The sequence below is a fragment of the Sphingobium baderi genome (genome assembly GCF_001456115.1).
Taxonomy (GTDB): Bacteria; Pseudomonadota; Alphaproteobacteria; order Sphingomonadales; family Sphingomonadaceae; genus Sphingobium; species Sphingobium baderi_A.
The window spans coordinates 901,808-923,022 of sequence record NZ_CP013264.1; the positions used below are offsets into that span (position 1 = coordinate 901,808).

Consider the following 21,215-nt stretch of genomic DNA (forward strand, 5'->3'; position numbering starts at 1 on the left):
GTGTTCGCCTGCGTTCAGTTTCCCATGAACCGCTTGAAACGATCCCGACCTTCCGCCTCGACGACGGCCTGCTCAGCGTTGGCGCATTCGTCGCCCCTTACTGAGCCTTCCGCGCATTGCGTTACGACCTGTCGCGCCTCGTCGAGATGCACTGCGAAATACTGTGTTCCGCGCGGTGCGGCTGGCGCCACCGCTGCGGCGGGCGGACTCGTGGCAGTTGCCGTTGGACCGACCGGCACGATCACCGGGCGCAGCACGAAGCCAGCCCCAAACCCGAGGGTCAGCGTGACCAGCACGATGATGAGCGTCCTGCCACGCGTCATGACGGTTCCTTTCCCGATTGCTCTGTCGATGGGTGCGGCCCCGGCATAGGTGGCAGAGAATAGCGGACGGCCACGAAATCGAGGAAGCGCCGCAGCACGGCGTTCTCATTGTCCTCCCGCCAATAACCCGAGAATCCGACCCGCATATGCCCGTTGGTCTCGTGGACCTCCCGGAATGCCACTCCCGGAACCTGGATGCCGAGTGCGGATTCCACGACGATTGAGAGGCGCCCGCCGAGTGCAATAGCGCTGAGTACCGTGTCGCGTCCGATGTCGTCCATGTCGATCTCTGGCGTGTAACCGGGCATTCCAAGCTTGCCCACGAGCATGTTGCGTGTCTCCAGGCCGGGATCTCGTTCGGTCAGCAGGAAGCGTTCGCCGGTCAGGTCGGTCCAGTGGATGCGTTCGCGCTCGGTTAGCGGATGACTTTCTGGCATCGCTACCAGGATGCGCTCGCTCCATAACGGCCGACTCGTGAGGCCCGGGTAGGGTGCCTCGCCGATCATGATCGCGATGTCGAGCAGGCCGCTTTCGATTCCCGCCAATAGCATCTCGCGGTCCCGCTCGAATGCGCGCAGTTTCACCTCCGGATAGCGCTCGTCGAACTCGCTGAGGGTCGCGTGCAGGTTGCCGGCAGAGCAAGAGGTGTAGAAGCCTATTGCCAGCCTGCCGACATGACCGTTTTGCGTGGCGCGCACCCAAGCGTTCAATTCCTCGAATTCTCGCACGATGCGTCGCGCCGTCCGCAGATAGGCCCCTCCGTTGTGAGTTAGGGTCGCGCCGCGCGTACCACGATCAAACAGCGCCATACCCAGCCGTTTTTCGACTTCGATGATGTGCCGGCTGAGCGTCGCCTGCTTGATATTCATACTGCGCGCCGCCCGGCTGAAGCTGCCAGCCTCGGCCGCTGCGATCAGATAGCGAAGCTGGCGCAATTCGATCATAGGTGTTTCAGCGAAGCAGCCGACAAGCTCGCGGAAAGCTTACAGAGTTGGCTCACCCGCCGGCCCCCTGATCGAAGGGTTATCAATCTGCCCAAGGATCGGATGAGGCCAGCGCCACCACATCATCAATGGAGAGCAAGGTTGGCGGAGACAGTGGAAATTCGCCGGCGGCCGTCAGGGAGAGCAAGGTGCCGATGTGCTTTGCGATGGTAGTTGCAGAATAGGCCATGGGGAAGGCATCGACGGTCTCCCGCGCGGTAGGTGGGAAATAGCGTGCGCGAAAGCCGGGCTTGAAAACGGAATCCCAGATATTGAGCGATTGCCCGCCATTTTCCGACTTCCCGCTGAAGATGGCATAGCTCGGCAAGGCTTCGGGTCGATCGACAAGCGCGCGATGTACGAACTCGTCGACCTTCTCCAGAACGATGCTCTCGACCCCCGCGTCTCGAACCTGCCGGGCTGAAGCGAACAGCGCATACGCGCCGTCCAGTGATCCGCCGACCCGGCCGCCATCGCCTCCCTGCGGAGTGTAGCCCAAATGGGCCATGACCCGGAAACCTTCCCGCGTCAGCCGCTCGATTATGGCAATGACCGCTTCCGAATGGACCTCCAGCTTGATGACGTCGGCGCCGGCACGGCGCATTCGGTCGGCGCTGCGGACCGCAACCTCCCCATTGACGACCGATCCGTCCGGCATGTCGCCGACAATGTAGGGAGCTTCGTAGGGAAAAAGCTGTTTTGCCCGATGCGCGACCTCTTTGACCAGGCCGGCCATAATCTCGAGGAACAGGGCCTGTTCGCCCTTGGCCAGCCGGGTGCTGGCCCGCCCGAGGTGCGTCATCAGATAGGAATCCGAGACCATGAGGCAATCGAGCCGAATACCCATCTGGAGGACAGGACTGTCGGCCATGGCTTTCGCCACCGCATCGACCTCGTAGTCGCGATAGAGGTTCAGCTTGATCGGGCGACGGCTGTCGCCTCGCTGCCCATGAGCGGGCGCAACGAGTTCGGACATCAGCATCGGTGTTCTCCTTGCTACAAGCTGAGCGTTATTTGAGGGCGGCTGAGCGGGTGAACGCTGTCGATCCGCGCAGCAGCATGACTATGGCGGCGGTAATCGCCCCGCAGAGCGCGGCGGCGAAGAACAGCGGACCAATCCCACCGCTGGCCGCGATCATGCCTCCCCCCACGCTGGCGACGATCGTCGCCAGTTTGGCACCGCTGTCGAACCAGCCGAAAGTCCGGCCCGCGCTGGCGTCTTCTATCGTGTCGGTGATCAGGGCATTGAGCGCGACATAGCCGAGCGTCATGCCCGCCCCCAGCGCGACCCGCGCCATCGCAAAGACGAGCAGCGACGTGGTGACTGCCTGCACCGCGAGCATACCGCCCACGATCAGGCATCCGGCGGCGAACCAGGGTGCGGGATCGCGATCGCGCAAGTGCCGGCCGAGCGGAAGGCAGGCGAACAGATAGACGATGTGGGGCAAGCCGAAGAGCCATCCGGCGGTGCCAGCACCGATGCCGAACGCTTTCATGCTGTAAGGCACGAGGAACGGGAAGGAGGAGATCATGGCCAGCGTGAACCCGGTCTGGCCGGCCATGATCGCGACGCGCGAGAGCACTTGCCGGCCATGGGGCAACGGGACCGCGCTATCCGCTGCCGCTTCGGTTTTGGAGCGGCTCTTCGTGGGAAGGGGGAGCAGCATCAAGACGGCGATCACCGGCAGGAGTGCTATGACCAGATAGACATTCTGCGGAACAATATGCTGATCGATCAGGAAGCCCACGGCTGCGGGGGCCAGGATGAGCGCGAGACGCGCGCTCGCCTGGGTCAGGTTCAGCGCTTGCGACAATTCACTGCGCGGCAAGGCTTCCGAGAGATAGGCGTTGCTGGCCGAGAAGGTGCCGCCCAAGAGGCCTTGGAGGCAGAGCGCCACCACGAACAGCGGCAGCGATCCCGCGAGGCCGGCGACCAGGAAACTGACGGCTAGGCCGATCTGTGCGCGCAGCAGCAGGGGCTTGCGGCCCCAGCGGTCGGCCAAACGGCCCCACAGCGGCGCGGAGATGGCAAGGCATGCAGTCGGCACGATGTAGAGCCAGCCGATCAGGCTCTCGCTGGCACTGGGCGCGAGCCCGACCAGGATGAGGCCCAGAAAAGGCGGCAAACCCATGGGACCGAACGCGCCCGCGAAATGACAGGCGAGAACGGTGGCCTTGATGCGGCCCGGGCTCACCGCCCCGTCTCGCCAAGGAGAAAGTTGGGCGCTGTATACCCATAGGCCTTGTTGACGTCGGCAGCGCCGATCGCCTCGCGGGTTTCCAGCGTTGCGGCGCGCAGGAGATATTTGATCGGGAAATGGCGCGCGTCCAGCAGCGCAGCGCGCAGCGGCCCGGACACGATGCCTTCGTCATCCAGCCGGTCGAGTTGCCGCTCGACGGACGCGCGCAACAGGCTTCGATAGGCGCCGGGCCTGCCCAGATGACGGCCTAGCCCTTCGATGACGGCGCCCAGATTGAGCTGGATCGTGATGGTGATCAGCATCTGCGCGATGGCCGCTGTATCGGTTTGGGTGATACGCGAATCTTGCAACCTTCCGATCCAGGCGTCCGCCCTGGGAAAAGCCACAAGCAGGGCGGAAGCATCGATCCGGGGGGAGTCGTTATCTTTGAGCAGCAGGCGCAAGCCCCCCTCGCCCCGACTAAAGAGCACCACGGAGTTCTGCTGATTGGCCTCGAGCTCGATGCCGTAATGCGCCGCCAGGCGAAGATGGACGCTCAGGAGCAGGTCACAAAACTCGCTGAGGAACCGCTCAACGTCGCCCCCATAATACCGATCTGCCAGATGCAGCGCGTAGGGACGGCCATCAGGCATTGGCGCCATCATGGCCGCGACCGGCACCGGCTCGCAGCCGTCGAGCCCTTCGGGATAGCGGCGGACGATGTGGGCGAGGAATCGCTCCCCGGCGTGATGCGCCCCGCCGCTTTCGTCGGTGAGGAGAAGCTTTGCCCGAAGCGTCGCGTCATCGGCCCGGATCGCCTCCAACAGCGAATGGACGACATGGCCGTCGTTGATCGTGACCGGCTTGATCGCGCGCAAGTTGAGGCGGCCAAGCGTACTGATCGCCAGCGGCAGCTTGATGTGGAGGCCGGGTTCCTCGACGACCGCCAAGGCCCGCACCGAGAGCGTGGGCGCGACTTCGAGATAGTCCCGTGGCGCCATGTAGGCGCGATCGGTCAACCCTGCCTTGGCCAGGATCTCGTCCATTCTCTCGCCGCGCATGAACGGATGGACGGGCAGGAGCGCGTGCGTCTGCTCCAGCGCTGGATCGAGCCCCACATCGGCGAACGACGGCCAACGGGCAGGCACTTCACCTTGCACGGACAGACCGTCCCTGGGGAGGGCGAGCCAGGCTAGGCGGAACGACTGCTGATATTCCGGACCATAAGCGATGAGATCGTCGGCGGCAAAACCGTGCTTCGCCCGCGCTGTAGGATAGAATGGATGATCGATGAAGGATGCCAACCTGTCGTTGGCAAGCATCTGCTTGTGCCATTCGGGATGGGCGGCCAGGTGTGCGGAGGCAGGCGGGGCGGTATCGCGGGCCGTGTCGCAGATGGCGCCCTGTTCGATCGCGGCTTGGCACTCGTCGAGAAAGGCAGAAACATTGCCGCTGTCCTCACCTTCGAGCCCGGCCTTCATGATCTCGAGGAACTCAGTGACGCTGTCGACGAGGCGCGCGCCTTGCCGCGCTACATGAACGAACGGCGGTGCGCAGACACGCCACGTCTGCATGAACCCGTCAGGCTCGACCGGCATGAAAAGCGTGCCGCCATCCGCGGCCTCATAGGCGAGATAGTGATCCGTGGGTGCGATCAGCCTGTCGAAGGGTGCTCTCTCGGCTGGAATGACCGTCCCGTGCGCGATTTCCCGATAGTTTTCGCGCACGAGGCAATCTGCCACGCGCCTCAGGATATAGCGGCTGTGATCGCGGACCGATGGCGCAGGTTTGACAGCGGTGGCGATGTTCATCGTTATTCTCCTGAGGACGGGTGGCTGGAAGCGGCTAGTCGATCGCGTATCGCAGCGTGAACATCACGGACCGCGGAGCGCCTGGCATGTTGAGGTTCCCCACGGTGCCATGAGCCGACACGATGTAGTCGCGGTCGAAGATGTTGCGGATGTTGAGTTGCGCCTTGAACTTGCCCAGGCGCGCCCACGCCATGGCGTCAGCGGTCACATATTCGGGCAGCACGACGGTGTTCGCGAGGTTAGCCTGACGATCGCCGACATAATTGGCGCCGCCGCCGAGGCCGAAGCGGTCTCCGAAGTTCCGCATCAGCCAGAAGCTTGCGCTGTTCACCGGCGTCAGCGTCGGCCGATTGCCCTGGATGGAAACACCGGAATCGAGCGCCGGCGATTTGGTGATACGGGCATCGAGATACGCATAGCTGGCAATGGCCTGCCACCCTTCCGACAGCTCCAGTTGCGCCGACAGTTCGATCCCCCGCGTCCGCTGTACGCCCACTGGCACGACCTTGAGCAGAACCGGATCGGTCGCCTTTATGTCCGACCGCTTCAGGTTGAAGGCCGAGATCGTCGCCGAAAGTTTGCCGTCGAACAGATCGAACTTGGCCCCGATTTCGCGGTTGATGGTCTTTTCCGGTGCTATGTCCGCACTGCTCACCGAAAGAGCAAACGTCTCGCCGGAAGGCTGATAGGACTTGTTCCAGGAGGCGTAGTAGGACTGGGTCGGCGTCGGCTGCCAGACGAGGCCAATGCGCGGGCTCCAGAATGTGTCCGTCCGCGCAAGGTCGGGCTGTCCCGCTATGCGCTGGTGGACTTCCTGGCGGAAGCGGTCATGGCGCAGGCCGGCAAGCACCTTCCAGTGTTCCCCGAGGGCGATCATGTCCTGGGCATAGAACCCGAGGGTCTTGTAGACGCCGGTCCGGTTCGTGCTGGGATTGCCGGAGACTGCCAGGGGCAGGACCGGCAGAACCGGGTTGAACAGATCGACCGTGGCGATGTTCGCCCGATCGATGCGCAGCTCATATTTGGACTGACGGCCCGCTTCGAAGCCCAGCAACAGCTTGTGCTCCAACGGCCCGGTGGAAAATGTGCCGGACAGTTCCAGTTGGTTGAACCAGCCATGCTCGGCGCGATCGGTGCTCTGGCGATTGAGCGTTACCGTCCGCGCGGCTTCGTTGACGATGTTCGGAATCGTGTTCTGCCGATCGAGCGTATAGTCATAGTAGCGGAAGGCGTTGTGCAGCCGAAGCGTATCGCTGAACTCATGGTCGAGCGTGGCGGTCGTGGACCAGACTTCCGACTGGCTGAAATCCACGTCCCTGCCGTTGGCCGCGCCATAATAGGTCGAGGCGGGAACATCGACCGGACGTCCCTGGAAGGCCGGAATGCCGTTGTCGGTCAAACGGCGGTCGCGCAGATAATCGGCCTGAAGAAGTATCCGTGTGCGTTCGCTCGGCGCGAACAATACCGAGGGCGCGATGGCTTCGCGCTTGAGAAAGCCCTGATCGCGATAGCTGTCCGACCGTTCGATCGCGCCGGTCAGGCGAACGGCAACATCATTGTCGGTAAAGACATGGCCAAGATCGATCTCGCCGCGCTTGTCGTCCCAACTGCCATAGCTCAGGACGATCTCCCCCCCCTCGGTGCCCGGCTTCTTGGGCACCCGGTTGATGAGACCGCCGGAGGAGCCGCGTCCGTAGAGCACGGACGCCGGCCCTTTCAGAATCTCGATCCGCTCGATGTTCGACAAGTCGCGGAAATAGAGGGCGTCGTCGCGAACGCCGTCGATGAAGAGGTCACCATAGGCGATATTGCCGCGGATCACGAACTGATCGCGCTGGCCGTCTCCGGTGGCCATGCCGATGCCGGCCACGTTCTTGACCGCGTCCTGCAGCGACAAGGCCCGCTGGTCACGCATCACCTGACTGGGGATGACGTCGATTGTCTGCGGGATGTCGCGCAGCGGGGCGTCGAGCTTCAACGCCGTGGTGTCGGGGGTGCGGTATTCCGGATTAGTGGCCGTTACCACGATGTCGTCGCGACCCGAGCCGGCTGCCGCAACTTCGCTGTCCGCACTCTCCGCGCCAAAGGCCGGTGATGACGCCATCGCCGCAACCAAAGCCAGTATCGAGACGGTGCCGTGTTTCCGAACGACACGGGTATTCATAGTAGTCGCAAGCATGTGTTGCCCCCAAATATTTGCTAATGCGAATCGTTCGCATATTTGGGCTGTTAGAGTAGCGTTGCGATCGAAGTCAAGGACGGCGGCGAAGCCGCGCTGCGTTTCGCGTCTCCCAAATAGTTGAAAAGGTGAGCGGATTGCCGTGCTCATACCCCCGCCTCGTTCAGATAGATGCGCTCGGGATGGGCGTGGCACAGGAAGTCATGGTGGGAGATGTCCCAGCCATAGGCTCCCGCCATGAGGAAGCAGACGAGATCGCCGATCCGCGCCCGCGCGACGGGCACATCGCGGGCCAACACATCCTTGGGGGTGCATAGCTCGCCGGCGAGCGTCAGGTTGGTATCGGAGCATTCGGGCCGGGGCCAGGGATGAAGCCAGGCATCGCGGGGAAGAATCACGAAAGGATGATTGTGCGCCCAGGAACTCGGCAGCCGGAAATGATGGGTGCCACCTCGCAGCAAGGCAAAGACACGTCCATGGACGGCCTTAATGTCGAGAATCTCGCAGACATAGACGGCATGATAGGCGGCGAGAATCCGGCCGCATTCGAATTGCAGGCGCAGATCGCCAGCTACATGTGGTGCGAGCGCGCGGGTGAAGCCTTCCACGTCGAACCGCCAGTCCGGATCGCCATAGTCGACACCCCAGCCACCGCCGAGATTGACTACCGCCAAGTCCAGACCATGCTCGTTCGCCCAGGACCGGGCGAGATCGAGTTCCATCGCGCAGAGCGCGGCATGTCCGGCAGCATCGCGATTGTTCGAGACCGTGTGGAAATGGAATCCCTCGAACCGCAGCGCCGGACAATGCGCCAGCAGCTTCAGGGCGTCGGGGATATCGGATTGCGCGATGCCGAACTGGGTTGCCGCTCCCCCCATGGTGAGGGTTGCTCCCGGCACTGGGCCGGCAAGGTTCACACGCAGCAATATGGGCAGGACCGCACCCGCCTGTGCCGCAACGGCGTTCGCGAGGCGCAACGTGTGCAGGCTTTCCACATGGAGCCGTTCGACACCCTGCGCCAGGATCAGCTCGATATCCCCGCCCGTGCGCGCGGGTCCGCCCATGATGATCCGGGCTCCGGAGCCGACCGCCTCGCGCACCCGCAGGATTTCGCCCGACGAGGCGACCTCGAACCCGGCAACGTGCGGCGCGAGCGTCCGCAATATCCTGGGGTCGTTGTTGGCCTTGACGGCATAGAATAACTCCGCCCGGGGCGGCAGCGACCTCACCATTTCCAGCACGTGCCGCTGCAGCGCATCGAGATCGTGCAGGAAGGCGCAGATCGGCCGTTCGCTGTCCACCACGGCGACGACTTGCGCGGCGCTTGGCCTCAACAGCGTCATGATAGCGCCACCGTCGATTGCTGCAGTGCATATCCATCCCGCAGCGCAGGTCGGAGGGGATTGGGTATCTCGACATAATCGGGCCGTTCGCCGCGACCGGCGAAACAGCTCGTGAAATTCGCTTTGGCAGGCAGGGTTTCCGCTTCGAGAAGCCAGGCGACGAGGCTGGCGGTGGGGCTGTCCTCGGCGGCGGTGGACAATGCCTCGGCAATGGAGCGCCAGAGGTCGCCTTCCGGCGCATCAGCCAGACGCGAGACTGCCGCGACCACATGGTTCAACTGATTGCTGATCAGGTAGTAGACTAGGCGCCGGCGCGCTTCCTCGGCGAGGAAGAATACTGATGGATCGAGTTCTAGCTTCGGCGCGATGCGTTCGAAGCGCTCGCGATCTATGCTGACCCCTTCCAGGTCGCGCACGATCAGGCGGGTTGGAGTTCCACGGTCCAACTCCAGAAGGCTGTTTTGGCTGTGCGCTTCGAGGCTGACGCCCGTTCTGGCGAACAGGCGCAGCGGCGGGAGTATGGCCGTCTGGACGTAAGCGTGTAGCCAGGCTTGCGCCGCGGCGAGACCGGAAAAGCCGCAGCCCATGGCCTCTAGCATCGGGCGGCCATCGTTCGGCGATGGTTCGAGCAGGCCAGCCAGTACAAATGCTTCTCGCCGAGGCGCATCGCGCAGGACGACGGCCGTAATTGCTTCGAGGTCGGGACGATCAATCCAGACGGCGCCGGGCTCATCGAGCACGTCGAGGCCGCAGGCGGCGACCTGTTTCGCAATCGCCGCAAGCGCCTGCTCTGCCGCCATGCTTCGGGCGATCTGGTCGCGCGGGTTGGTGCGCGCGAAATTGGTGATCCGGGCCGCAATCGGGAGCTTGAGGAACATATTGGCGCTGGGTGCGAACACGGTGCGGACCGATGACGTCGGCTGCATCGTCGCGCCGGTGGGCAGGGTGAGGATCGCGCGTCCCCGCGCGACGAGATCAGCGAATGATGGATCGGTTTCGAGGCGCGCGGCCTGCCAGGGGTGGCTCGGAATCAGAAGGCGGCCTCCGATCGCTTTTTCCGGCAGACCGGAAAGATCGGTGAGGATGCGGTTCACCCGCTCCTGGGCCTGCCCGTCACGCCACAGCGCAGCCCCGACTTCGGTCTCGGCGATGATCCAGCGCAACTGGAAACCACGGGCGCGCTCCGGCGCATAACAGTCGATATCGTCCGCCGAAAAGCCATCTATGCTTTTGGCAAATGGATGGAATGGATGCCCGTGCCAGAGACTCTGCTCCAGTCCCATTGGGGATGGATCGAAAGGACGCGCCGCGCAGACCAGAGCGTGCTCCTCCGCACCATCGAGCGCCTTGATGAGGCGCTCCTTGATCGCCGGCGAGATAGAGCCATTTTCCTGTGCGAGCGTATCCGCCATCAGGCTTGCGATGAGAACAGGGTCATTCGTCGCCGTTGCGGACCCATCGGCTTGTTCGACCAACACGGGTAGCCGCCAGCGATGGAAGCCTCCCGGCGATGCCCGCAGGCACGAGGCGCGCAGCCTGTTCGCGCCCATGTTCAAGATGCAGGCCTCACCCTCGACCGGCACGGATTCGGTCATGCGTTCTCGCAGCCATGTATTGAGCAGCCGCTCCATCGCGATACCGGCGCGGATGGCGGCGGCATCTTCGGCTGTTCTCTCCACAGGTAGGGGCAACGTCATCAGACGGATCTCTCGATGGGGTGAAGAAAGGGAAGCGACGGCCCGCGCATACAGGGCGGCGACGAGGCATCGCCCCTAGAAGAGGGGTAAGACCGTACCGATGTTCCTGTCCTCAGCCCTGTTGAGGATCGCCTTTGCGCAGGCGATATCATCGATCGCCATGCCCATCGGATTCAGCAGAATGATTTCATCATCCGTCTCGCGACCGGGCTTGGACCCGACGATGATCTCGCCAAGTTCTGCATGCAGTTGCTCGCGCGAAAACTCGCCTGCTTCGACCAGCAGGTTGATGATCTTCTTTTCGCGGTTGGACTGGTCCCAGTCATCGACAACGACCTTGTCGACCTTGAGGAACACATCGCGTTCCACATCCATGATCGAAACGTTGGCCAGGAACGTGCCTTTGCTGAGCCAGTCGAAAGCGAGATAGGGCTTGTCGGTCACGGTGCAGGTGATCACCACCGGACAGTCGCGAACTGCTGCTTCCGCGCTTTTCGTGACGGCAATGACGAGGTCGCCGAAGCGCTGGCTAAGCCGGGCGGCAAGCGCGTGCGCGGCCTCTTCGCGTAGATCGAACAGCCGCAGTGTCTTCACGCCCGCGAACTGCTGGAGCAACATCTGGGCCTGCCGTTCGGCAATCGGCCCGCAGCCGATGATCGCGGCTTCCTCGAAGTTCTTTCGCGCCAGGTGCCGTGTCGCGACGCCGGTGACGGCCGCGGTCCGCATCGCGCTTAGAAGTCCGCCTTCCATGATCGCTATGGGATAGTTGGTCTCCGGATCGTTGAGCACGATGACGGCACTCGCCCGCTCCATCCCTCTTCTGGCCGGGTTGTCGTGCTTGGAGCCAATCCATTTGAGCCCCGCAACGGGTTGCGCGCCGCCGATCCAGGCCGGCATGGCAATGATGCGATCCGCGATATGCTGGGTACTGGGGCTGCGCAGATAGGGTTTGAGCGGCTGTACGAAGTCGCCGGCGGCATGGCTGCGGAAGCCCGCCTCGATCGCGCTCATATAGAGATCCGAATGGTCCCCACCGAGCGCAGCGACGTCCGAACGGGACAAGTATCGCAGAGTAGCCGTTGTCATATCGCTGCCCCCTCCGACAGCATCGGGACGGGCAGAACATGGGCTGTTGGCATCCATGAAGACGCGGCCACGCTTGTGCTCCGGGAATGCCGCACGATCGATGGTCGTTCACCCAGCCGGCGGAAGGACGCTGCGAAAGGCCGCGTGAGGCGGCGTTCCTGGGCCGGCCAGTCGGGATCATAGACCGTATCGAGATAGCGTTCGCCGCGATCGGGCAGCAGGGTGACGATACATGATCCTTTGCGAAGGTTTGGGATCAGCTTGGCGATCGCCGCCATGACCGTGCCCGACGAACCGCCAGCCAATATGCCCTGGCTTTCCGCGAGGCGGCGGCAGGCTAGCGTCGACTCCCAGTCCGTCGCATAGATGACGGCGTCCACCTCTGGCAGGGCGAGCTGCTCCGGCACGCGGCTCGCGCCGATGCCCGGGATCTGCCTGTTCCCGCCCGTCCCTCCGAAGATGACGGACCCTTCCAGATCGACCGCCACGACCTCGATATTCGGCCAACGCTCGCGCAGACGACGCGCCAGGCCCATCAATGTCCCGCAGGTTGAGACGGCCGCGACCACATGCGTGGGCTCGACGGGCATCTCGCGGACGATCTCCTCACCGATCCCGTTGTAATGGGCGCGCCAATTATCAGGATTGGCATATTGGTTGAGCCAAACCGCGCCCGGAATGGTGCGCACCAGTTCATCCACCCGCCGGATGCGGGTGTGCAGATAACCGCCGCCCTCGTCCTTCTCCGTCACCAGATCGATCTGCCCGCCAAAGGCTTCGATGAGGCAGCGATTGGCGGGGGCAAGGTTGGGATCGACCACGGCGGTGAAGGGAATGCCCTCCCGCTTGGCGATCATGGCGAGCGCTATGGCGAGATTGCCGGATGAACTCTCCACAAGGTGGCTTTCTGATGTGATCCTGCCCGCGGCCAATGCCTGCGACACCATGTAGTGCGCGGTGCGATCCTTCACGCTGCCGCCGACATTCAGCATTTCGAGCTTTGCGAAGACCGGAACCTCGTCCGGCGGAAACATGCGGTCCAGAGCAACAAGCGGCGTGTTGCCGACGGACAGTTCTGCTGAAGATTGCATTGCGGCTCCTTCCAATCGGATGGGCGTGCGGCGTCGTAGCCGCTGCGGGTAGTCAGGCCAGCTCGTGATTTTCCGGCCCGCTCTAATGACATAAAATGATTCGCTATTGCGAGTCAATTGCAATAATAGCAGATCACTTGCCGACGAGCAGCGCTCGCAAAAACACGGACGAAAGGACTGTCGATGCAGACCCTGATATTGCTGGCCCATGTGCCGACAGATGCGGTCAACGAGGGCTTTCTCCCGGCGGCGCGACGTCTCGGCCTCAGCGTGACCCTGCTTACCGACCAGGCGGAAGCACATCGACACTACTTCTCAACCGACGACCGGCCGGCCTATCCTGACAGCATCATCGAATGCGATGTGTTCAATCCGGTCGCGGTCATCAGCGAAATCAGCCGCCATGCCGAGCGGCCCGCCGCCATCTTCTCGAACAGCGATCATCTGCAAACCAGCACCGCACTGGCGGCGGATTATTTTGGGCTGCCCGGCAAGGGCTGGAAAGTCACCTACCGGGCCAAAAACAAGGCAGCGATGCGCGAATGCTTACAAGATCAGGGGGTGGATCTGCTGTGGCACGCTGTGGTGACGAACGAAGACGAAATCGCTCGTCTTTCCGCGATTCCCTTTCCTTGCGTGCTCAAACCTCGCGAAGGCGTTGGTAGCCAACTCGTGCGGTTGTGCGAGAACGAGGACGCGCTCGTCTCGCACAGCCGGCATGTCTGGAGCATGGAAGCAGGCCGCGCCATGCTGATCGAGGAATATATCGCGGGGGAACTCTACACGCTCGAAACCTTGGGCGATGGAGCGGACATCCTCGTTCTTGGGGGATTTCATGTCGCGTTGGGGCCGCCGCCAAATTTCGTCGAGATGGAGGGACGCTGGGGCAACTGGCTCACCCCTTCCCAGAGGGCCGAGGTGCTACGTCAGATCAAGGCGGTTGGGGTCGGCTTCGGATCCTGCCACACCGAGTTCGTGCTGACGGAAAAGGGGCCACGACTCATTGAAATCAACTACCGGACGGTCGGCGACCATATGGAGTTCATGCTGGAGCACACCCTCGACCTCGCGCTGTTCGAAAAAATTCTACGCCTTCATCTCGGCGAGCAACTCGGTGCGACCCCTTTGGCAGGCAGGGCAGCCACGATCCGATATTTTCCAGCCGACAGGTCGGGACGGATTGCCTCGGCGCCAGGGGGTTTTCTTCGCAGGGATAACGAATTGCGCGTCGAATATCGTTCGCTCCGTAGCCTTGGCGAACATGTGGCCGTAACGAACTCCAACAAGGACTATCTGGGCGCTCTGAGCGTAAGTGCGCCTGACAACGCCATGCTGGAGAATGCGTTGAAGGAGGCGAGCGCAGCGCTGGTTTGGGATATTGATCCCGAAGGTTAGTTATCGTGAATCGTGATGTGCTTCACGGTGGCGGCCTTGGCAGAACAAGACCGCGCGCCGTGAGCGCCCCGAAGTCGAGTGAACGCGCTTCTTCAGCCGGAGCCACGGGGCGACACAAGGCGCCTGAACCAGAAAACCCACACGGCTAGCGTTCCCAACAATGCCAGGGACAGCCCAGACAGCGTCATCACGAGCCGGTACAGAAATCCTCCAACCTTGGCCGCATGAAGCGGATAGAGAAGATTATATCCGCGTGCCTCAGGTGGCAGATGCTTGGCATCGCGCGTGGCCACCAGCGCGCCGCTGTCCGCCGCGAACCACAATGTCGTGCGCCCGTTCGGCAGCCATTCTTCCGGGCTTCGCATGCGCAGGGTGATGAGACCGTTGCCGCTACGTGGCAGAGTGAGGCTGCGAACCTCGGCTTCCGGAAAGCGCTGTCGCCCCATTTCGATCATCGCCGACCAATTTAACCGCTCGGCGATCTTTCCCGTGCGTGGCGGTGGTTCGGCCAGCGAACGGTCGATTTGCACGGGAGCGCCAGGCCCGAAGAGCAGCGCAGCCATTGGCCGGAATACCAGTACCACTCCGGTGACGAGTGACAGAACCAGCAGCGGCGCCATCACGATGCCGAGATCGCGGTGATGCCGCATGATTGCCGGCCGGCTCATGCGCGCCGGCCACAGGCGAAATGAGAACGTCTTGCGTGTCCGCAACCATAGAAGCGCGCCAGTCACTACGAAGAACAGGCCGCAGATGGCGGCGACGCCGATGATGACTTCCCCCCAATCACCGGCGAAGAGATGGTGATGGAAGTCGAACAACCAGATCTCCGGCCGTTCCCACTGGCTGGTCCATCGCGTCACGAGTCCGCCGTTCTGATCGAGATAGGCGCCCGCGCCGCCCTTGTAGGTCAGCCGATCCAGCCCGAAACCCCTGGTTGCGAAGAGGATGGATTCGGGCCGGGTTGTGGGATCATCCATGATCCGCTGCGTGAATTCAGCCAGATGCGCAGTGCCTTGCATTTGCGCGTCGGTTGCATGGGGAAGCACTACCCACGCATCCTTGTGAACGAGAATTGCGCCGGACAGGCCAAGCATCGCCAGCAGCAGGCCAACGAGACCTCCAGTCCAGCGATGCAATGTATCGATAAGCGTCATCATGAAGTGAATGCGATCTGCGGGTGAAGTGGCTTTGCGGGCCTTCGCCGCTTAGCGCCCGAGTAAAGTACTGAAACTATCTTGCTTGTGCAAATCATTATCAAAATGATGCGGCGCTTGCCGTTGCACGGTCGCAAAGGCCCAGCCAGCTACATCTATCCCGCTTAAGCGAGCCGCACGGGCGTCCGGCTGGATGCGAGTGTCATCGTCATGTAGCCTCGCCGGCGGATGACGGGCGGTTCAGATAATCGAGGAGCAGCGGGGAAGGCTGTTCTTTTGGCAGGATTATGTCTCACGCGATTTCTGGATCGAGCGCGATGAAGCATCTTGTGCTGGGCGGAGGCGGTGACCGCCGATTCGGCTCATCCCCGTTCGGGCAGCACAAGATGCTCCGAGGCAAGTTCCAGCGCGACTATCATCACTTGCCCCATGTGAAGGGCCAGCCCTTCGCCAAACACGCGGCATGGGTTGTTGGCTTTTCCGTTCACTTCGACTAGGCGCTGCGGCGAGAGTTGGACTATTCCGGCTTTCATTGATCGCGCCGGTGCCCCCCGAAAGGGGCTTAATCGGGAATGCGGTGCGGAGGGGTTTCCTCCAAATCCGCGGCTGTCCCTGCAACTGTAAGCGGATAGCGCGATGCACATCGCTCCTCCTTGAAGGGGCAGCCACTGGGCCGGACGCTAAATCATGCGAGGCCTGGGAAGGCGTGCATCAAGCTGTGACCCGCGAGCCAGGAGACCTGCCGGCGTCTGGTCGCTCTTGCCTTGGTCCAGGGGATGGCCGCGGCACGGTGAACTCCGTCTGAGCGACGAACAAGCGGCTGGGGCCGCATCGGAGACGTGCGTCGGCCGCCCATGGCGTCCGGCCGCCGCGCGTGCCGCCCGTTCACGCGGGTTTGCCCCGGCCATGTCGCAAGACGCCGGAGGACTATTTCGTGATCAAGACCATCCTTTCCAGCACCGCGCTCGCCGCGCTCCTTTTGCCTGCCTTTGCTCATGCCGAAGATGCATCGGAGGCAGCCGACAAGTCCGATATCCTCGTGCTGGGCACTCGCACCGGCGATGCCAACGCTCCTACGCAGACGGGCAGCCGTCTGGGCCTGACCATCCTTGAGACGCCGGCCAGCGTCGAGACGCTGTCGGGCGATGTTATCCGCGCACGCGGTGACCTGTCGATCGTCGATGCCGTCACGCGCGCGACGGGCATCAGCTCGGTGGCCAATCCGGGCAACGGGGGCACCGGTCTTGCCGCGCGGGGCTTTAGCGGACCCGGCTCCGTCATGCAGCTCTATGACGGTGTTCGCCTCTATCCCGGCGCGGGCACCGTGACGTTTCCGACCGACCCCTGGACTGTCGACCGGATCGAAGTGCTGCGCGGGCCTGCTTCGGTCCTCTATGGGCAAGGCGCGATCGGTGGCGCCGTCAACGTCATCTCCAAAAAGCCGAACACTACCCGCACCGAGTTCGAAGCAGAAGCCGGTTTCGGTTCCCAGAATAGCTGGCGCATCGCCGCCGGTGTCGGTGGGCCGGTCAACGAGCTGACCGCCTATCGTTTCGACATCAGCCGCACACAGTCGGACGGCTGGGTCGATCGCGGGAATTCGAAGGGGTTGGCCATATCCGGCTCGGTACAGCTGCGCCCCAGCGATAGGCTGACCATCACCCTGTCCGACGATTACAGCGACCAGGAGCCGATGCTCTATTTCGGCACACCGCTGATCAATGGCAGGATCGATGATCGCAACAAGCGCCGGAACTACAACGTCACCGACGCGCTGATGCGCTTCAAGGACAACCGGACGACGATCCGGGTGGAATGGACGCCGAGCGATTCCATCAGCGTCCGCAATACCGCCTACCGTCTGACCACGCATCGCAAGTGGCGCAATCTCGAAAGCTATTTCTGGAACGGCGCCACGGGGAAGATCGACCGGTTCGACTTCTTCGGCATCGATCACGATCAGACGCAGATCGGCAATCAGGCCGACGTCACGATCCGCAGCGAATGGGGTGGCCTGAAGAACGAGGTGCTGGTTGGCTTCGACGTCAACGCAATCAGTTTCAGGCACGCGAACGATTTCGATTCTGATCCGGCGCCGGCCGGCTTCGCCGATCCGGTCGATCCATTCGTGTTTGACCCGGGTCTCTATTACAACACGTTCGGTGTGCGGCCCCAGCATCGCAGCCGGACGCGGCAATATTCCTTCTTCGCGGAAGACCGCCTGACGCTCAGCGACCAATTGTCGGTGTCGGTCGGGATCAACTACGACCACGCCAACGTCAAACGCTACGTCAACAGCTACGATACCGCCGGCGTGGCGACCGAGACGTTGCGACTCGACAAGACGCTGCACAACGTCACCTGGCGGGTGGGAGCGGTTTACCAACCGAGCCCTGCACTATCGCTCTACGGTCAGTATGCGACGGCGGTCGATCCGCTCGGTTCGCTGATCACCTTCTCCATCGGGCAGGCCGCGTTCAAGAACACCACGGGCGACCAGATTGAGGCGGGCATCAAGGCCAGCTTCCTCGGCGGCCGCGGCTTGGCGACCTTCGCGGCCTACCGGATCGTGAAGAAGAACCTGCTCGCCACGGTTCCGGGCAGCCTTCCACCAAGGCAGGATCAGGTTGGACAGCGTTCGGCGAAAGGACTGGAGGCTTCGCTGACGCTGGACCTTCCGGGGGGCTTCGGGATCGATGCCAACGGCACGATCCTCGACGCGCGTTTCGACGAGTTCCTGAGTGGCGGCACGTCATACAATGGCAAGACCCCGCCGGGTGTGCCCGAGACGACCGCCAATCTCTGGTTGCGTTACGACGTCACCCCGCGGTTCCAGACCCGCCTTGGCCTGCGCTACGTCGGGAAAACCTATTCCGACAACGCCAACCAGTTCCGCGTGCCCGGCTACGCCGTAGTGGATGGCGGCGTTTCGTTCGCCGTGACGAAGAATGTCGCGGCCAACCTGCGGGTCTACAACCTGTTCGACAAGGATTACGCGACCACCACCTACAATGACGAGCAATGGCTGCTCGGCCGGCCACGCTCGATCGATTTTTCGATCAGCGCCCGGTACTGACGATGCACGGCGTCACGAAACCCGTGGCGGCGCCACGCCCACGCAGCCGAGGCAGGCTGCTCTGGGCGCTGCTCGTCCTGCACCGCTGGACGGGCGTCATCGTCGGTACGCTGATGACGCTGTGGTGCCTCACCGGGTTCGTGATGCTCTATGTCGACTACCCCCGGCTGCTGCCGGCCGAGCAGGTGCGGGGCTTGTCTCCCCTGCACTTGCCGGCCGGCGGCAGCCTGGCACGGATCGCCCTGCCACCTGACACCGGTCTGGCCTCCGCCCGCCTCGAGATGGCCGCAGGCAAGCCCGTGCTGCGAGTCGTGCCTGAAAAGAATGATGGACGCGCGATCTGGCAGATGCGCGCCACACCGCAGAGCTATGATCTGGGGTCCGGCGCGCTGCTGGCGCCGCTGTCCCGCGAAGACCTCGGCAAGGTCGGGGCGCAATTCGGGCGCAATGTCGGGATCGACGGACCCGTGGCAGCGATCACGCCGATTTCCGTCGATCAATGGACCGTCCAGGCCTTTGCCGCCAACCGCCCGCTCTATCGTATCGACTATGCCGACGCCGCGGGCTCGGCGGCCTATATCGCCGGCCAGACCGGAGAAGTCGTCCAGCGAACGACCCGATTTGAGCGGTTCTGGGGCTGGCTGGGCGCCGTGCCGCACTGGCTTTACCCGACGGTGCTTCGCCAGAACCCCGCCGCATGGAGCCAGGTGGTCATCTGGACGTCGCTGATCGGTTGCTTCCTCACCCTCACCGGCATCTGGGTCGGCATCAGCCGGCTAAGGCGGGGCAAGGATGGAACCATCGGCTCGCCCTATCGAGGCCTGTGGTGGTGGCATCATATGGCGGGGCTGGTCTTTGGGGTGTTCGCCCTCACCTGGGTCGGCAGCGGCCTGTTCTCGATGAGCCCCTGGGGCCTGTTCGACAGCGACGCCGGACCTGTCGAGCGTCAGCGCCTTGCGGGACCGATGTGCTGGACCGACATGCGGGCCGCGCTGGCCAATATGAACCAGTTCCCCATCGATACAGTCCGTGTGGAAAGCGCGCCGCTCGGCGGGAAAATGGCGCTTGTCGCCATTGCGGCCGACGGCCGCATGGTGCGGCTGAACAGTTCGGGCAGACCCGCGGTCCTGACGCGGGCCGATGTCGCGGCAGCCTTGCGCAGCGGCCCCCGCGTCGTGTCGCTTGACCTGCTGTCCGAGGGTGACAGCTATTATTACGCCCACAAGGAGCCGGTGCGCTTGCCAGTGTGGCGCGCCGTGCTGGCCGATCCGCAAGCCACACGCCTCTATATCGACGCGGCGTCCGGCGCCTTGCTGCGTGCGGTCGACGGCACGGGCCGTGCCGAACGCTGGCTGTGGAACGCGCCGCACAGCTTCGATCTGCCCGGCCTGCGCCAGAGCCGCTTGCGGTACATCATCATCCTGCCCTTGCTCGCAGCCGTCACACTGGTCTGCGGGACCGGAGCCTGGATGGGCATGCGCAAGCTGGCCCGCGACCTGTGGCGTATTCGGCGCCGTATCCGGCGGCTGTCCCGCCGCTCGTTCTTCCTTCGATCACGGAGCCCGTCATGATCTCATCCGCCGCATCGCTATCCTTGCGCCGACGGATCGGCGCCCTGTTCACGGGATTGATCGCCGCGAACATTGCGGTCTGGGTCTGGGCCTATAGTCTTTTTCACGCGCAGCCCCTGATGTTGGGCACCGCCTTGCTGGCCTGGGGGCTGGGTCTGCGTCACGCGGTCGATGCCGATCATATTGCCGCCATCGACAATGTGACCCGCAAGCTGATGCAGGATGGCCAGCGCCCGGTTGCGGTCGGCTTCTGGTTTGCGATCGGGCATTCGGGGATCATTGCCATAGCGTCAATCGCCATAGCGCTGACGACCAGCGCGCTGGCTGAGTTTGCCGCGTTCAAGGAGATTGGCGGGGTAGTGGCGACCGCAGTTTCCGCGCTATTCCTGTTCACGATTGCAGGCATGAACCTTCTAATCCTGCGCTCCGTTTGGCGTACCTTCGCCCATGTCCGCACTGGCGGCGACTATGTCGAAGACGATCTCGATCTGCTGATGGGGTCGCGCGGATTGCTTGCAAGGCTGTTCAGGCCGATGTTCCGCCTGGTCAACAAAAGCTGGCACATGGCCCCGCTGGGATTTCTGTTCGGGCTCGGATTCGATACCGCCACCGAAGTCGCCATTCTGGGCATGTCGGCCAGCCAGGCCGCCAACGGCCTGTCGATCGGCACGATCTTGGTCCTGCCTGCGCTGTTCGCGGTCGGTATGGCGCTGATCGATACCGCTGACGGCGTGGTGATGCTGGGCGCTTATGAGTGGGCCTTCGTGAAACCGATCCGCAAGCTCTACTACAACATCACCATCACCCTGATCTCGGCCATCGTGGCAATCGTTATCGGCGGAATCGAGACGCTCGCCCTGATCGGCGACAAACTCGGATTGACGGGGTGGCCATGGAACCTTGCCGCGAAATTGGGAGAGAACTTCAACAGCCTCGGCTTCGCCATCATCGGCCTGTTCGTGCTCTGCTGGCTTGCAAGCTTCGCGATCTATCGCTGGAAGCGCTTCGACGAGATCGAGGTTGCGGTCGTTGCCTGACCGTGCCCGTGTGAATCGATGCATCATGCTTCGGTATGACAAGCAGGCTTGCACTGTCTCAATCGATCTCGATGTCCACATGCCGCTGGGACTTCGCGTACACTACGGTGAACGCGATGCAGCGATCCGGATGTTGATGAAGCGCTCTGCCGGAGCTTTCTTAAAGTCGAGCCTGAGCTGCGTTTTTGATCCGGCTTCACGAAAGGTTGCTGAAGCTCTCGCCGACGACATACGCGAACGCCTTTTCCGGATAGCGCACAAGCCCATCAGCCAACGGCAAGTGGAG

16 protein-coding genes and 1 riboswitch are annotated in these 21,215 nt (G+C 62.9%); of the genes, 5 read left to right on the forward strand and 11 right to left on the reverse strand.

Annotated features, from left to right (window positions below):
* Window positions 1–14: 14 nt before the first annotated feature.
* From ATN00_RS04610 to sbnA, 10 genes are all read right to left on the reverse strand, one after another.
* The gene (locus ATN00_RS04610; protein WP_062062668.1) at window positions 15–323 is read right to left on the reverse strand and encodes a hypothetical protein; all 309 of its coding nucleotides are present in this window, start codon (window positions 321–323) and stop codon (window positions 15–17) included.
* On the reverse strand, window positions 320–1,267 hold the full coding sequence (locus tag ATN00_RS04615; RefSeq protein WP_062062670.1) for a LysR family transcriptional regulator: 948 nt from the start codon (window positions 1,265–1,267) through the stop codon (window positions 320–322). The genes ATN00_RS04610 and ATN00_RS04615 overlap by 4 nt, the downstream gene beginning before the upstream one ends.
* 82 nt (window positions 1,268–1,349) lie before the next feature.
* Entirely contained in the window at window positions 1,350–2,288 is a 939-nt protein-coding gene (locus tag ATN00_RS04620) for a 3-methyl-2-oxobutanoate hydroxymethyltransferase (protein WP_062062673.1), read from the reverse strand.
* Window positions 2,289–2,316: 28 nt separating this feature from the next.
* A complete protein-coding gene (locus tag ATN00_RS04625) occupies window positions 2,317–3,501 on the reverse strand; it encodes an MFS transporter (protein WP_062062676.1) in 1,185 nt (394 codons plus the stop codon).
* Window positions 3,498–5,297, reverse strand: coding sequence for an IucA/IucC family protein (locus ATN00_RS04630; protein ID WP_062062679.1), 1,800 nt, complete (start codon window positions 5,295–5,297; stop codon window positions 3,498–3,500). The genes ATN00_RS04625 and ATN00_RS04630 overlap by 4 nt, the downstream gene beginning before the upstream one ends.
* Window positions 5,298–5,331: 34 nt before the next feature.
* A complete protein-coding gene (locus ATN00_RS04635) occupies window positions 5,332–7,476 on the reverse strand; it encodes a TonB-dependent receptor (RefSeq protein WP_082635090.1) in 2,145 nt (714 codons plus the stop codon).
* A gap of 146 nt (window positions 7,477–7,622) precedes the next feature.
* Window positions 7,623–8,819, reverse strand: a complete 1,197-nt coding sequence (locus tag ATN00_RS04640) for a type III PLP-dependent enzyme (RefSeq protein ID WP_062062685.1) — start codon at window positions 8,817–8,819, stop codon at window positions 7,623–7,625.
* Window positions 8,816–10,516: an IucA/IucC family protein gene (locus ATN00_RS04645; protein ID WP_082635091.1), complete on the reverse strand. Its 1,701-nt coding sequence runs from the start codon at window positions 10,514–10,516 to the stop codon at window positions 8,816–8,818. The genes ATN00_RS04640 and ATN00_RS04645 overlap by 4 nt, the downstream gene beginning before the upstream one ends.
* 75 nt (window positions 10,517–10,591) lie before the next feature.
* Window positions 10,592–11,659 (reverse strand): 2,3-diaminopropionate biosynthesis protein SbnB, encoded by a 1,068-nt coding sequence (sbnB, locus tag ATN00_RS04650; protein ID WP_306812042.1) that lies wholly within the window; start codon window positions 11,657–11,659, stop codon window positions 10,592–10,594.
* Window positions 11,599–12,693: a 2,3-diaminopropionate biosynthesis protein SbnA gene (gene sbnA / locus ATN00_RS04655; RefSeq protein ID WP_082635092.1), complete on the reverse strand. Its 1,095-nt coding sequence runs from the start codon at window positions 12,691–12,693 to the stop codon at window positions 11,599–11,601. The genes sbnB and sbnA overlap by 61 nt, the downstream gene beginning before the upstream one ends.
* Window positions 12,694–12,876: 183 nt before the next feature.
* Between sbnA and ATN00_RS04660 the strand changes: the two genes are divergently transcribed.
* Window positions 12,877–14,088, forward strand: a complete 1,212-nt coding sequence (locus ATN00_RS04660) for an ATP-grasp domain-containing protein (protein WP_062062694.1) — start codon at window positions 12,877–12,879, stop codon at window positions 14,086–14,088.
* 92 nt (window positions 14,089–14,180) lie between these two features.
* Here the strand turns inward: ATN00_RS04660 and ATN00_RS04665 are convergent, their stop codons facing one another.
* A complete protein-coding gene (locus ATN00_RS04665; RefSeq protein ID WP_062068404.1) occupies window positions 14,181–15,245 on the reverse strand; it encodes a PepSY-associated TM helix domain-containing protein in 1,065 nt (354 codons plus the stop codon).
* Window positions 15,246–15,562: 317 nt separating this feature from the next.
* On the opposite strand from ATN00_RS04665, the gene ATN00_RS04670 reads away from it, so the two are divergent.
* From ATN00_RS04670 to ATN00_RS04685, 4 genes are all read left to right on the forward strand, one after another.
* Complete coding sequence (locus tag ATN00_RS04670) at window positions 15,563–15,742, forward strand: hypothetical protein (protein WP_062062697.1); 180 nt, start codon at window positions 15,563–15,565, stop codon at window positions 15,740–15,742.
* A gap of 28 nt (window positions 15,743–15,770) precedes the next feature.
* Window positions 15,771–16,006, forward strand: a riboswitch (cobalamin riboswitch).
* Between the two features lie 173 nt (window positions 16,007–16,179).
* Complete coding sequence (locus ATN00_RS04675; protein WP_231746381.1) at window positions 16,180–18,321, forward strand: TonB-dependent receptor; 2,142 nt, start codon at window positions 16,180–16,182, stop codon at window positions 18,319–18,321.
* On the forward strand, window positions 18,267–19,892 hold the full coding sequence (locus ATN00_RS04680; protein WP_306812043.1) for a peptidase: 1,626 nt from the start codon (window positions 18,267–18,269) through the stop codon (window positions 19,890–19,892). Before ATN00_RS04675 ends, ATN00_RS04680 begins: the two co-directional genes overlap by 55 nt.
* Window positions 19,889–20,929 carry a HoxN/HupN/NixA family nickel/cobalt transporter gene (locus ATN00_RS04685; protein ID WP_062062700.1) on the forward strand — a complete coding sequence of 347 codons (1,041 nt, stop codon included), beginning with the start codon at window positions 19,889–19,891 and terminating at the stop codon, window positions 20,927–20,929. Before ATN00_RS04680 ends, ATN00_RS04685 begins: the two co-directional genes overlap by 4 nt.
* The last annotated feature ends 286 nt before the right edge of the window (window positions 20,930–21,215 follow it).

What these genes read in the sequence shown, in the direction of transcription:
- ATN00_RS04610 (WP_062062668.1), bottom strand. Translation starts at nt 323, where the DNA reads ATGACGCGTGGCAGGACGCTCATCATCGTGCTGGTCACGCTGACCCTC.
- ATN00_RS04615 (WP_062062670.1), bottom strand. Translation starts at nt 1,267, where the DNA reads ATGATCGAATTGCGCCAGCTTCGCTATCTGATCGCAGCGGCCGAGGCT.
- ATN00_RS04620 (WP_062062673.1), bottom strand. Translation starts at nt 2,288, where the DNA reads ATGCTGATGTCCGAACTCGTTGCGCCCGCTCATGGGCAGCGAGGCGAC.
- ATN00_RS04630 (WP_062062679.1), bottom strand. Translation starts at nt 5,297, where the DNA reads ATGAACATCGCCACCGCTGTCAAACCTGCGCCATCGGTCCGCGATCAC.
- ATN00_RS04635 (WP_082635090.1), bottom strand. Translation starts at nt 7,476, where the DNA reads ATGCTTGCGACTACTATGAATACCCGTGTCGTTCGGAAACACGGCACC.
- ATN00_RS04640 (WP_062062685.1), bottom strand. Translation starts at nt 8,819, where the DNA reads ATGACGCTGTTGAGGCCAAGCGCCGCGCAAGTCGTCGCCGTGGTGGAC.
- ATN00_RS04645 (WP_082635091.1), bottom strand. Translation starts at nt 10,516, where the DNA reads ATGACGTTGCCCCTACCTGTGGAGAGAACAGCCGAAGATGCCGCCGCC.
- sbnB (WP_306812042.1), bottom strand. Translation starts at nt 11,659, where the DNA reads ATGGATGCCAACAGCCCATGTTCTGCCCGTCCCGATGCTGTCGGAGGG.
- sbnA (WP_082635092.1), bottom strand. Translation starts at nt 12,693, where the DNA reads ATGCAATCTTCAGCAGAACTGTCCGTCGGCAACACGCCGCTTGTTGCT.
- ATN00_RS04660 (WP_062062694.1), top strand. Translation starts at nt 12,877, where the DNA reads ATGCAGACCCTGATATTGCTGGCCCATGTGCCGACAGATGCGGTCAAC.
- ATN00_RS04665 (WP_062068404.1), bottom strand. Translation starts at nt 15,245, where the DNA reads ATGACGCTTATCGATACATTGCATCGCTGGACTGGAGGTCTCGTTGGC.
- ATN00_RS04670 (WP_062062697.1), top strand. Translation starts at nt 15,563, where the DNA reads ATGAAGCATCTTGTGCTGGGCGGAGGCGGTGACCGCCGATTCGGCTCA.
- ATN00_RS04680 (WP_306812043.1), top strand. Translation starts at nt 18,267, where the DNA reads ATGGCTGCTCGGCCGGCCACGCTCGATCGATTTTTCGATCAGCGCCCG.
- ATN00_RS04685 (WP_062062700.1), top strand. Translation starts at nt 19,889, where the DNA reads ATGATCTCATCCGCCGCATCGCTATCCTTGCGCCGACGGATCGGCGCC.